Consider the following 11,593-nt stretch of genomic DNA (forward strand, 5'->3'; position numbering starts at 1 on the left):
GGCTGCCAAAACCCTCATTCTATCATGCAGGCGCGCAGCGACCAGTAGCGTAATGTGATATCGGACGCACCTTCGAATCGCACCCGGGCCGGATGGTCAGGAAAATAGCGGCTGCTCATTACCCCTTCGCCATGGTTAATGAAGATTTCGACGCTGGAGCGGTCGCACAGGACGCGCAAATGACGGACGTCGCCCTGCCAGTAGCGGGCCAATGTTTCACCGGTTTTCAGGCTCGCGCGCTCCAGGCGCACGCCCTGCTCATCGAGCGTAAGGCGCAGCGCGCCGCCAAAATCGACATTCACCTGCGATGCGCTCAGCTCAAACTCCAGGCGCGTCGCGTCCAGTTCGGGCGCGTCGCTGGCGCGCCCCTGCCAGTGCTGCTCATCTTCACGCAGCGCCGCCAGCTCGCGCGCCGGGGTTTGCCAGAGCCTGCCGTCGCGGAAGCGCAATTCTCGCGGGCAGGTCATCTGGTGCATCCAGCCGTGCGCCCGCGTGGGCTGAAGCATCTCTTCCCCGTCCGGTACGCCCATCCAGCCAATCAGGATGCGGCGTCCATCTTCCGCCAGCGTGGTTTGCGGGGCGTAGAATTCAAACCCCGCGTCCAGCTCGTGCAGCTCGCCGTGATCGAACGTCGCGCGGGCATAGTCAAACGCCCCGCTCATCCAGGTGGCCGGATAGGTATTGAGGTAGCGATGCGGCTCGCGCGCCAGCCCCTGCGGGCAGCAGATCAGGACGTGCGTCCCGTCGAGGGCAAACAGGTCCGGACACTCCCACATATAGCCCGCGTCCGACAGGCCGTTAACCCCGTGACCGGCGATCTCCCCGCAGGATGTCCAGGCGTGCAAATCGACTGATTTAAAGAGCAGCACCTTGCCGCGCTTCTGCACATCCTGCGCGCCGAGCACCATGTACCAGTCCCCGTCGTGCCGCCACACCTTCGGGTCGCGCACGTGGCCGGTGTAGCCTTCCGGCAGCGCCAGCACCGGCCCCAGCTTCGTAAAGGTCCCGTCCGGCTGCTCCACGGCCAGGCACTGCCAGGCGGTGCGGCTACCGTCATCGAACTTGACGTTACCGGTGTAGCACAGGGTCAGTACGCCCTCGTTATTCACGGCGCTACCGGAGTAGCAGCCGTTGCGGTCATACGCCTCGTCGGGCATCAGCGCCAGCGGCTCATGCTGCCAGTGCACCAGGTCCGCAGAACTCCAGTGCCCCCAGCACTTAAAACGATGCTCGCAGTCCAGCGGGTTCCACTGATAGAACAGGTGATAGCGGCCAGCAAACCAGATAAACCCGTTCGGGTCGTTCATCAGCCCCGTCACCGGCGCGGCGTGCCATTGCGGATAGTGGCTGTCCGCCAGCGCCCGCGGCTGACCTGTCATAACGGCCTGCAGGATCGCAGGCCAGCGGGAAGGTAACGTCATTATTCAGAGTCCGTTTTATATTTCAGCAGCAGTGAGACGGTAAACGCCACGCCGAAGGCAATCACCATGCCGATAATATAGTTCAGCAGCGAGCTGGCCTGCACGATGGCCATGCCCGGAATGGCGGTCAGCCCGACGGCGGTCATGTACACGTGCACGGAGACCACCCAAGCCCCGCCCACCGCACCGCCGATTAGCGCGGCGATAAACGGCTTAACGAAGCGCAGGTTGATACCAAAAATGGCCGCTTCGGTGATGCCCAGCATTGCAGAGAACGCCGACGGCAGGGTAATGGCTTTGATTTTGGCATCTTTGGTTTTGAACCACACCGCCAGACAGGCGCCACCCTGCGCCACGTTCGCCATGGCCCAGATCGGCAGCAGGAAGTTAACGCCAATCGACGGGTTGCCCAGCAGCCCGGCTTCAATCGCGTGGAAGCTGTGGTGAATACCGGTGATCACAATCACCGAATAAAGTCCCCCGAACAGCAGCCCGGCGAGCCAGCCCGCGTGGGCGATCAGCGTGCTCAGAATAAAGGAGATACCGTCCCCCAGAGCGCGCCCCGCCGGGCCGATAATCAGCAAGGCGATAAAGCCGGAGATAACCACGGTGAGGAACGGCGTCAGGATCAGGTCTAACGCATCCGGGATCGCGCGGCGCAGGTTTTTTTCCACGATGCTCATGAACCAGACGGCCAGCAATACCGGGAATACCGTGCCCTGATAGCCAATCATCGCGATCTCAAGGCCGAAGAAGTTCATGGTGTGGAAGCCCGACGCCACGCCCCAGGCGTTGGTCAGCGCCGGGTGGGTCAGAATGCCGCCCAGCGTCGCGCCGAGGTACGGGTTACCGCCAAATTCGCGCGCGGCGGTAAAGCCAATCAGAATAGGCAGAATGATAAACGCCGCCGAGCTGCACATGTCCAGCATGATGTAGAGGGCGTTATCCGCATTGACCCAGCCGTAGGTTTTCACCATGCCGAGCAGACCCATCAGCAGACCGGACGCCACAATCGCGGGAATGATCGGCACAAAGATGTTGGAGAGTAAGCGGGCAATGCGCTGGAACGGGTTCAGCTTGCGCGCCGCCAGATCCGCGGCTTCCGATTTGCTGGATTCGCTAATTCCCGCCGCCTGAATAAATGCGGCGTACACCTTGTTGACCACGCCCGTGCCAAAAATCACCTGCATCTGCCCGGCGTTACGGAAGCAACCTTTTACGCCGTCGACCTTGCCGATGGCCTGCTGATCCGCCAGCGCGTCATCAACCAGCACCAGACGAAGACGCGTTGCGCAGTGCGCCGCGCTGGCGATGTTTTCCTTGCCGCCGAGCAGCGGAATTAGCTCGCGGGCGATTTGATTAAAATCCATAGATACCTCTGCCTGACTTCTTTTTATGATGTGCGAAACGCTCCCGCCAGGCGGGAGCGTGATGGGTTAAAACCAGGTTTCCATCTGGACCCCAAAGTTCCATTCCCCGCCGGCGTTGAAGCCGCTGCTGCCAAAGGCATCATCGCTGGCGTAATTATCCAGTTTGCTGCTCCAGTCCATCCAGGTGGCAAACAGGCGCAGTTCCGGACGGCTGAAGAAATCGCCGATTTTGCTCGCTTTTAACGTCGGCGCAAAGGTCAGCTTGTAGAAACTGCCGTTCACGGCGTTGCGGTCCTTATAGCCCTCCGGGTTTAAATCCATGTACTGGTAGCTTCCCTCAAACGCCAGCGCGAAATTCTGGGTGACCTCTTTGATCAGGCGGGTATTGAGCGTTACCCACTCATAGCTATCGCCCTTGACGTAGCGATCTTTACTGCTCTGTGCCAGAACGGCGGGCGCAACGCTCCAGCCACCGCCGATTGGCGTGACACCGTAACTTGCGAAGCGCCAGGTATCCGCCTCAGACAGCAGCGCGCCGTCGGAGCCGATGCTTTTCACCTCTGCCCCCAGCCCGTGACCATACAGCAGCGCCGTTTTGGCGGTCCCTTCACGCAGGCCGTAGAAGCTCTCATTATGCAAGCCTACCAGGGCATGAACGCCGTGATTGGCGGCATCCGTTTTAATCAGATCGCCGTTAGTGTCTTTACGGTCGTCGTTATCTTTCGCCCGCAGGCCGCTCACCATCAGCTGGAACGGGCCGGCGAAGTGGTTCATGCTGAGGATATAGTTCTGAACGTTGTTGTCGGTCTGCTCCACGCTGCCGAAGTTGCGGCCGTAAATGGAGAAGTTGCTGCGCAGCGAATCGTTCCACTTCACGTCGTAAACGCCGCCGCCGGTACCGGCCAGGAACACCACGTCGGAATCCAGCCAGTGGATGTCAAAGTTGTCGCGGTCGAAGCGTTTACCCGCCCAGAAGGTGCTGCCCTTCAGCGCGCCGGTAAAATCAGGCAGGTTGCCCAGCTCCGCGAAGGCCTGGCGAATATTGAGATCGCTGGTATCGGCTGACCAGTCGTTATAGGTTCTCTGACCGTCGGCCAGCATCGCCTTGAAGCGCGTGGTCGCCCCGTTATCCAGGGTTTGCTTGTGCTCCAGGTTCAGCTCGACGTAGGTGTCGGCTTCGTTACCCAGACGCCCCACCGCACCGCCGGTTTCACCGGCTGGGGTCAGGTAAGGGCCGCTTTTGCTGCTGGAGGCGGCATCGTTCATCAGCAGGCCAGAGCGGGCATAGCCGTGGAACTCAAACCCGCCGGTCTGATCCGCCTTCTTCTCCAGCGCGGTGGTGCGCTGCGCCACCTCCTGGGTTGTCGTTTGCGCCTGCTGCTGAGCGGCAACCAGCTGCTGCGTTTTTTGCTCTGCTGCCGCGGCGCGCTTCTCAGCCACCTGCGCGCGCGTTTCCGCGTCCTGAAGGCGCTGCTCCATCGCGGCAAGACGCGCTTCAATACTGGACATATCCGTCTGGGCAAAAACAGAGGTACTTCCGGCCAGCATGCCTATCATCACGGCAAGTCTGCGTTTTTTATACATTTTGTCGCATCCCTAAAAGAAGTCATTAAACGTGCTAAATTGCTAAACCGGTTTAGGTTGCTGATACTAAACCTGTGAATTTTGGATCGGCAATCTTTTTTGCTAAACCGATTTAGTAAGTGTGATCGAGGCGACAATTCAGGCCGCCGGATGGCGGCCAGGAGAGGAGAAATTACAGGTCGTGCTGCCAGGGCAACGCGGTCATCGCCCCTTTGGCGGTGGTGGCCAGCGCGCCGCAGCGCTGGGCGAGCGCAATAACCGGCGTCAGGTCCTGTCCGGCGGCTAGCCCGTAGAGCAGCCCCGCCACAAAGGCATCGCCCGCACCGGTCGTATCGACGCACTGCACAGGCGTTGCCGGGTAGTGTTTTACGCTACCTTCATGCCACGCGGTTACGCCCGCTTTTCCCTGGGTAACCAGCACCAGACGCGCCGGGCAGCGCTGCATCAGCACCTCCAGACCAACGTTGACCTCCGCGCTGCCGGTGAAAAAGGCCAGCTCTTCTACCGAAAGTTTCACCACGTCGGCGCTTTGCAGGGCCTGCTCCAGGCAGCCATGCAGTGCGTTCTCATCCGGCCAGAGGTCCGGGCGAATATTGGGGTCGAAGCTGACGTAACCGTCCGCCTCACGAATGGCGGCCATCGCCTGAAACGTCGCAGTCCGGCTCGGCTCGGCGCTTAAGGCGATGGAGCAGACGTGCAGCCACTCCCCGGCGCTGAACGTCGGCAGGTCGTCGGGTTCGAGAAACAGATCGGCGCTCGGGCGCACCATGAAGGTAAACGAGCGCTCGCCGTGGTCGTCGAGATCGACCACCACCGTTGAGGTGCGGTGCGCCGGGTCAAGACGCATCCACTTTACGTCGACCCGCTCGTCAGCGAGCGTTTTCGCCATAAAGCGCCCGAAAGGATCGTCGCCAACCCTGCCGATAAAGGCACTCTGGCCGCCCAGCCGGGCAATACCGACCGCGACGTTCGCCGGCGCGCCGCCGGGACACTGCAATAATCGACCTTCTCCATCGGGCAGCAAATCCACTACCGCATCGCCAAGTACCCAGATTTTCTTCATGTGATCCTCGTAGCTAAACCATGTTAAACCGTTTTAGCTATTTAAGCACAGGCCGGGCAAAGGGGAAATAACGGGAGGGAAAATTGGCTTACCGCACCAGATGCGGCCAGTGGATATCGCCGACGCCATTAAGCTGCGGCCGGGCAAAGAGGAATCCCTGAAAGCGGCGGATTCCGGCCGATTCGAGCCAGCACCACTCCTCAATTTTCTCGATGCCTTCGGCCACCAGGGTGATTTCAAGATCGGAGCAGCAGCTGATGATGGAGCGCACAATCGCCTGTTTTGGGCCGCTCAGGTGGATGTTGCTGACAATCTCACGGTCGATTTTAATTTTGTCCGGCTGGAAGCGGGTCAGCAGCGAAAGCCCGGCATAGCCCGAGCCAAAATCATCGATCGCCAGGCCAATCCCCTCGCCGCGAAGCTGCTTGATGGCGCTGTTAAACTGGTTGAGCCCGGAGATCATCTCGTTTTCAGTGACTTCAATGACCACCTGCTCCGGCTGAAGGCCATGTTTTTTAATCTGATCGACCAGAAATTCCACCGCGCCTGGGACATTTACCAGCGACATGGGCAGCAGGTTGACCGCGATTTTATGGCTACCAATGCCCAGCTTTTCCGCCAGCGCAAAGGCATAGGCTTTTGTCTGGAGATCGACTTCGTAGACGTTGTCCGGGTCGACGGTGCTGAAGAAATACTCCGGGCTGCCGCCGTCGTTGCCGCGGATAAGCGCCTCAAGGGAGCTGATCTTCCCTTCCGAGGGCTCGACAATAGGCTGCAGCGCGAACTGGCAGGTTTGCCCGGCAATCAGGCCCAGGTGTTCGCCAAAGGGTAGCGTTTCGGTCGAGAGCGTCCATTTGTCCGCGGTGTAGCGTGCCCCCGACGGGACCGGACGTTTACCGGTTATGAAGGTCTGAATAAATTTGAACACCCGATCGTCGGAGGTCAGATAGCTGTCCAGCTTGCTGTAGCGCAGCACCGACTGCAGCACCTCTTTCGGCGACTGCGTTTGCAGATCAAACAGCAGCATACCGACGTTTTCGAAGCGTCTGCGCGGACCATAGTCCCGCAGCAGTTCTACTACCCCGCTGTGCCGCTTGTCCTCGCGGATTTTATGGAACAGTTTGACCACACTCTCTTCCGACCCTTCGAGGATCTGCAGAACGTCATTCCCTTTTGCCAGGAGGACGCCGGTAATGTTCAGTTTTACGTTGCGGCCCCTGGCGCGCTCCACCAGCTCCCGCAGTTCGGTGGACGGGCGGGATAAATTCAAGTGGCTTCGGTAGATCAGCGTCGTCAGCACAAAAAGGGGTTCCAGTGATAAAGAGAGGTGCCTTGAAGCTACTATGTAACATACTTAATCAATGCGACCTAACATATTCACGCCACAAGGGAACATTACTTTTTCTGGTCCCCGATCCGGCTGTTAATCCTCTCCTGCATATAGTCGTAGAACGGGTTCGAGGTGACCCGCATAAGCGCCTCTTTACCAACGCTCAGTACGGACGTTTCTCCCCACAGCGCAATCGTCCCCAGGCTGATGCCATATCGGTTTTTCACGCGTGGTTCACGACCATAGAGATCGTCATCCGGCGGGAACGGCACCGCAACGTGCGACAGGGAATAAACATCCTGCGGCCAGGACTGGGCAAGCGGCACGACCGTCTCCTGCGTGCTGCCTGCCGGCGTGATTTTCGCCACCGTCGAGAAACTGTGCTCGCCGGCATTGGTGATAATCGTGACACTGTAACGCCTCTGCGCGACCGGCAGCAGCGCCGTGGTGGCCGTCCAGGACGACGGTTTAAAGAGCGGACGGAAGCTCGCCGCCTGGTTGATATCAAACACTACCAGCTCGCTGCCGTTTGCCGGAAGCTGGTCAAACAGGCCGCTGACCACCGCGCGGGTGCTAACCGTGGAGTCCATCACCGACTGGAACGCCAGCACCGGCGGCAAATTCGCCAGCCTGTTTTCCCGCGCCTCACGGCCAATCTGCTCCTGCAGGGCCTTCGTCAGCAGCCACGACTGGCGGGCGGCGTTCACCGGGAACGAGTTGTATTTATACGGATTATATTCCGGGGAGATATTCAGCCAGGCCGCTTTGGCAAACGGCGGCAACAGCGCCGGTAGCCCGGCGAATCCGGCGAACCGCGCAAAGGACGTCACGCCGATCATCGGTGAGAGCAGGATCATCTGCTGAGGCTTACGCAGCGCAGGGTCTTCCAGCGCATCGAGGGCATACTTCATCGCCAGCGCCCCGCCGTTGGAGTAGCCCACCAGATGCAGCGGCACGTTATTCCCCGTCAGGCGCGTGGCTTCCCGCACGGCAAGCCGCGTCGCTGCCAGCCACATTTCCCAGTCCACGTCCGTCAGCGCGCCGGGCGCGGTGCCGTGTCCGGGAAGACGCGGGACCACGGCCACAAAGCCGCGCTGCTGATAGTTCACGGCAAGGTGCCTGACGCTGTAAGGCGAATCGGTCAGGCCGTGCAGCAGCACCACCGCGCCGCGGGGCTTCCCGGCTGGCATCAGCACAAAGGAGCGGTTGGCATCGGGGGCAAACTGGCCGGGCCACACCAGGCTCTGGCGGTAGTAGCGGTTTAACGGAGTTTGATCCTCGCCGGCTGTTTTCGCCGTCACCGCGTTATCCAGATCGGTGAAAATCGCCTTTTCACGGGCGAGGTACCCGGCGAAATCGGCGTTATCCAGCTCGCGCACGGACATCTCATCTGCCCGCCAGGTGTGCCACGGGTGCAGTTCCGGCCCCTGCTGCGAAAGATAGACCCGCACCGCCAGCAGGACGACCAGGACGATCCCCACGACCATCCCTGTTTTCTTTGCAAGCGCCACCAGGCGCACGCTGACTCGCCAGGGCCAATTCGCCATGCCGGGATCCCTTTTATGTTCACTGTCTTTCTATCTTATCAAAAATGTGAACGGGCAGACGTATTCACCAAATTCATCCCTGCCAGGTCAGCCAGTGCACCAAAAGTGAACTACGCTGCACAAATGTTGATCATTGGTTAACGAAATATTGCATGAAGTTTACTGCGCAGCGGGTTTTCGCCCTTCTGTGAACATGGCACGCGTCATGCATTGTTAACCCGGTAACACATATTCAGCTTTTGACAGCCTGTTAACAGCGAGGCGGTATGACGACGAAACCCGAGATGTTGAGCCGTATCGAGGCGACCTTCAGCCAGCTCACGCCCAGCGAAAAGCGGGTCGGAAGCTGGCTGCTGGCGCACGCCGCGCAAATCCCGTTTGAAACGGCGGAGAGCGTCGGGCTGGCGAGCGGGACCAGCGGGATCACCGTCGGACGCTTCCTGCGCAAGCTGGGATATCGCAACCTGGAAGATGCCAAAAAGAGCCTGCGCGATCCGTATCAGCCCTGGGGCATGAACGAGCGCCTCGACTCCTGGCAGCAGCAGCGCCCCCTGCCCAACCGCCTTCAGCACGCCCTGTCGCTGGAAGTGGACGCCATCACGCAGGTGTATCAGCTGGCGCAAACGGACGCCTTCCGCCAGGTAGTGCACCATCTGGCCCACGCGGACGCGGTCTTTGTGCTGGGGATCCAGTCCACGCGCGGGATCGCCAACGCCTTCTTCAGCCACCTTGAATACCTCCGGCCGCGGGTGAGCTACTCCGAAGGGGCATCCGGCAGCTGGGTGGAATCCCTGAACTCCGGGTTTGCGCACCCTTATGTCGTGCTGACCGATACGCGTACCTACTCCACGATGGCCCGACAGTACTGCCGCGTCGCGAGCGAGAAAGGCATTCCGCTGGCCTTAATCACCGACATCTGGTGCCCGTGGGCGCGGGATTATCCGATTGATTTACTGCAGGTGAAAACCGATACCGGTCATTTCTGGGATTCACTTGCCCCTGTGAGCTGTTTGTTCAACCTGCTGCTGTCGGGCGTGGTGGAAGCGCTGGGTGATGCGCTCCCGGCGCGCCTGGCAGTAAACCGACAATTACAACAAGAGTTTGGTCAATTCGAACGCTAAAGGAGCGGAGCTATGCCCGTAGAGAGTGAACTGATTGATGTGGCGAAGACGTTCCCCACGCTGCATATCGATCTGAAGTACGCCACCGCCGACAATATTACCGGCCGCCCAATTTACCAGGAGGCGCTGTGCCTGCTGCATACCGACGCGGCCACCGCGCTGGCAAAAGCCATCAGCATTGCCACGCTGGCCGGACTGAAGCTGGTGGTTTACGACGCCTATCGGCCGCAGCAGGCGCAGGCCCAGCTGTGGGAGGCCTGCCCGAACCCGGAATATGTTGTCGACGTGGCGATTGGCTCCAACCACAGTCGCGGCACGGCCATCGACGTGACCCTGATGGACGAGCATAACGCCGTGCTGGATATGGGCGCCGGTTTTGACGAAATGCATGACCGCTCGCATCCGTATCACCCTTCCGTGCCGCCCCACGCCCAGCGCAACCGTCTGCTGTTGAACGCCATCATGTTCGGCGGCGGTTTTGTCGGGATCGGCAGCGAATGGTGGCACTTCGAACTGCCGAACGCCGCCAGCTACCCGCTGCTTGATGACCGTTTTGCCTGTTTTCCCCTGACGCACACCTCTTTTTGAACCTGGAGCACTGCCATGAAAACATCGCTTCTCTCGACCGTCATTGCCGCCACGCTGGCCCTGAGTGCACCGCTGGCGCTGGCTGCCGTCCCGAAAGACATGCTGGTCATCGGTAAAGCCGCCGACCCGCAAACGCTCGATCCGGCCATCACTATTGATAACAACGACTGGACCGTCACCTATCCATCCTACCAGCGTCTGGTCAAGTACAAGCCAGGCTCTACCGAGGTGGAAGGCGATCTGTCGACGGGCTGGAAAGCCTCCGACGACCAGAAAGAGTGGACCTTCACCCTGGCGGATAACGCCAAATTCTCCGACGGCACGCCGGTCACCGCCGAGGCGGTCAAACTCTCCTTTGAACGCCTGCTGAAGCTCGGCCAGGGGCCGTCTGAAGCCTTTCCAAAAGATCTGAAAATTGATGCCGTTGATGACCATACGGTGAAATTCACCCTCAGCCAGCCGTTCGCGCCTTTCCTCTACACCCTGGCGAACGACGGCGCCTCCATCATTAACCCGACGGTGCTGAAGGCCAATGCTGCGGACGACGCGCGCGGGTATCTGGCGCAAAACACCGCCGGGTCCGGGCCGTTTATGCTGAAGAGCTGGCAGAAAGGCCAGCAGCTGGTGCTGGTGCCAAACCCGCACTGGTCGGGCGACAAGCCGCACTTCAAGCGCGTCTCGGTGAAAATTATCGGTGAGAGCGCGTCGCGCCGTCTGCAGCTTTCCCGCGGCGATCTGGACATTGCCGACTCCCTGCCGGTCGATCAGCTGGCGGCCCTGAAGCAGGAAGGCAAAGTCGCCGTCGCCGAATACCCGTCTCTGCGCGTCACCTACCTCTACCTCAACAACAGCAAAGCGCCGCTCAATCAGGTGGATTTACGCCGCGCGGTCTCCTGGGCGACGGACTATGAGGGGATGGTGAAAGGCATTCTGAGCGGCAACGGCAAGCAGATGCGCGGCCCGATCCCGGAAGGCATGTGGGGCTTTGACGCCACGGCCATGCAGTACAGCCTCGACGAGGCCAAAGCTAAAGCAGCCCTGGAGAAGGTCAAAGACAAGCCCGCCAGCCTGACCTTCCTCTACTCGGACAACGATCCAAACTGGGAGCCTATCGCCCTTTCGACTCAGGCCAGCCTCGGCAAGATCGGCATTAACGTCAAGCTGGAGAAACTGGCCAACGCCACCATGCGCGACCGCGTCGGCAAAGGCGATTACGACATTGCCATCGGCAACTGGAGCCCGGATTTTGCCGACCCGTACATGTTTATGAACTACTGGTTCGAATCGGACAAGAAAGGTCTGCCGGGCAACCGCTCGTTCTATGAGAACAAAGAGGTCGATTCCCTGCTGCAGGCCGCGCTGAAAACCACCGACCAGGCGGAACGCACCAAAGATTACCAGCAGGCGCAAAAGGTGGTCATCGACGAGGCGGCCTACGTTTATCTGTTCCAGAAGAACTACCAGCTGGCGATGAACAAAGAGGTCAAAGGCTTCACCTTTAATCCGATGCTCGAGCAGGTGTTTAACATCGCCACCATGAGCAAGTAACCGTTTCGCCGGGGGAAAGTG

9 protein-coding genes are annotated in these 11,593 nt (G+C 59.9%); 3 read left to right on the top strand and 6 right to left on the bottom strand.

Annotation, left to right across the window (positions count from 1 at the left end; translation table 11 throughout):
- Positions 1 to 14: 14 nt before the first annotated feature.
- The 6 genes from ACHH0Z_RS05950 to ACHH0Z_RS05975 all read right to left on the bottom strand — a co-directional run bounded on the left by ACHH0Z_RS05950 (position 15) and on the right by ACHH0Z_RS05975 (position 8,315).
- Complete coding sequence (locus tag ACHH0Z_RS05950; protein WP_045410258.1) at positions 15 to 1,421, bottom strand: sucrose-6-phosphate hydrolase; 1,407 nt, start codon at positions 1,419 to 1,421, stop codon at positions 15 to 17.
- Positions 1,421 to 2,791 carry a sucrose-specific PTS transporter subunit IIBC gene (locus tag ACHH0Z_RS05955; RefSeq protein ID WP_008501693.1) on the bottom strand — a complete coding sequence of 457 codons (1,371 nt, stop codon included), beginning with the start codon at positions 2,789 to 2,791 and terminating at the stop codon, positions 1,421 to 1,423. Before ACHH0Z_RS05955 ends, ACHH0Z_RS05950 begins: the two co-directional genes overlap by 1 nt.
- A gap of 66 nt (positions 2,792 to 2,857) precedes the next feature.
- Positions 2,858 to 4,375 carry a carbohydrate porin gene (locus ACHH0Z_RS05960; RefSeq protein WP_021240175.1) on the bottom strand — a complete coding sequence of 506 codons (1,518 nt, stop codon included), beginning with the start codon at positions 4,373 to 4,375 and terminating at the stop codon, positions 2,858 to 2,860.
- A gap of 172 nt (positions 4,376 to 4,547) precedes the next feature.
- The gene (locus ACHH0Z_RS05965) at positions 4,548 to 5,438 is read right to left on the bottom strand and encodes an aminoimidazole riboside kinase (protein ID WP_039266450.1); all 891 of its coding nucleotides are present in this window, start codon (positions 5,436 to 5,438) and stop codon (positions 4,548 to 4,550) included.
- A gap of 88 nt (positions 5,439 to 5,526) precedes the next feature.
- Positions 5,527 to 6,738, bottom strand: coding sequence for a diguanylate phosphodiesterase (locus ACHH0Z_RS05970; RefSeq protein WP_045410259.1), 1,212 nt, complete (start codon positions 6,736 to 6,738; stop codon positions 5,527 to 5,529).
- Positions 6,739 to 6,833: 95 nt separating this feature from the next.
- A complete protein-coding gene (locus ACHH0Z_RS05975; protein ID WP_045410260.1) occupies positions 6,834 to 8,315 on the bottom strand; it encodes a carboxylesterase in 1,482 nt (493 codons plus the stop codon).
- Between the two features lie 266 nt (positions 8,316 to 8,581).
- On the opposite strand from ACHH0Z_RS05975, the gene ACHH0Z_RS05980 reads away from it, so the two are divergent.
- From ACHH0Z_RS05980 to ACHH0Z_RS05990, 3 genes are read left to right on the top strand one after another with little or no spacing between them, the layout of a single operon-like run.
- Positions 8,582 to 9,436 (top strand): MurR/RpiR family transcriptional regulator, encoded by an 855-nt coding sequence (locus ACHH0Z_RS05980; protein WP_045410261.1) that lies wholly within the window; start codon positions 8,582 to 8,584, stop codon positions 9,434 to 9,436.
- 12 nt (positions 9,437 to 9,448) lie between these two features.
- On the top strand, positions 9,449 to 10,024 hold the full coding sequence (gene ddpX / locus ACHH0Z_RS05985; RefSeq protein ID WP_045410263.1) for a D-alanyl-D-alanine dipeptidase: 576 nt from the start codon (positions 9,449 to 9,451) through the stop codon (positions 10,022 to 10,024).
- A 15-nt stretch (positions 10,025 to 10,039) separates the two neighbouring features.
- A complete protein-coding gene (locus ACHH0Z_RS05990; protein WP_045410265.1) occupies positions 10,040 to 11,572 on the top strand; it encodes an ABC transporter substrate-binding protein in 1,533 nt (510 codons plus the stop codon).
- Positions 11,573 to 11,593 lie beyond the last annotated feature (21 nt).

Source organism: Enterobacter cloacae complex sp. 2024EL-00227, from assembly GCF_043945315.1.
Lineage (GTDB): Bacteria > Pseudomonadota > Gammaproteobacteria > Enterobacterales > Enterobacteriaceae > Enterobacter > Enterobacter roggenkampii.

Bases quoted from the DNA above. Each gene is read 5' to 3' on its own strand.
- ACHH0Z_RS05960 (WP_021240175.1), bottom strand. From the start codon at position 4,375: ATGTATAAAAAACGCAGACTTGCCGTGATGATAGGCATGCTGGCCGGA.
- ACHH0Z_RS05965 (WP_039266450.1), bottom strand. From the start codon at position 5,438: ATGAAGAAAATCTGGGTACTTGGCGATGCGGTAGTGGATTTGCTGCCC.
- ddpX (WP_045410263.1), top strand. From the start codon at position 9,449: ATGCCCGTAGAGAGTGAACTGATTGATGTGGCGAAGACGTTCCCCACG.
- ACHH0Z_RS05980 (WP_045410261.1), top strand. From the start codon at position 8,582: ATGACGACGAAACCCGAGATGTTGAGCCGTATCGAGGCGACCTTCAGC.
- ACHH0Z_RS05990 (WP_045410265.1), top strand. From the start codon at position 10,040: ATGAAAACATCGCTTCTCTCGACCGTCATTGCCGCCACGCTGGCCCTG.
- ACHH0Z_RS05975 (WP_045410260.1), bottom strand. From the start codon at position 8,315: ATGGCGAATTGGCCCTGGCGAGTCAGCGTGCGCCTGGTGGCGCTTGCA.
- ACHH0Z_RS05950 (WP_045410258.1), bottom strand. From the start codon at position 1,421: ATGACGTTACCTTCCCGCTGGCCTGCGATCCTGCAGGCCGTTATGACA.
- ACHH0Z_RS05955 (WP_008501693.1), bottom strand. From the start codon at position 2,791: ATGGATTTTAATCAAATCGCCCGCGAGCTAATTCCGCTGCTCGGCGGC.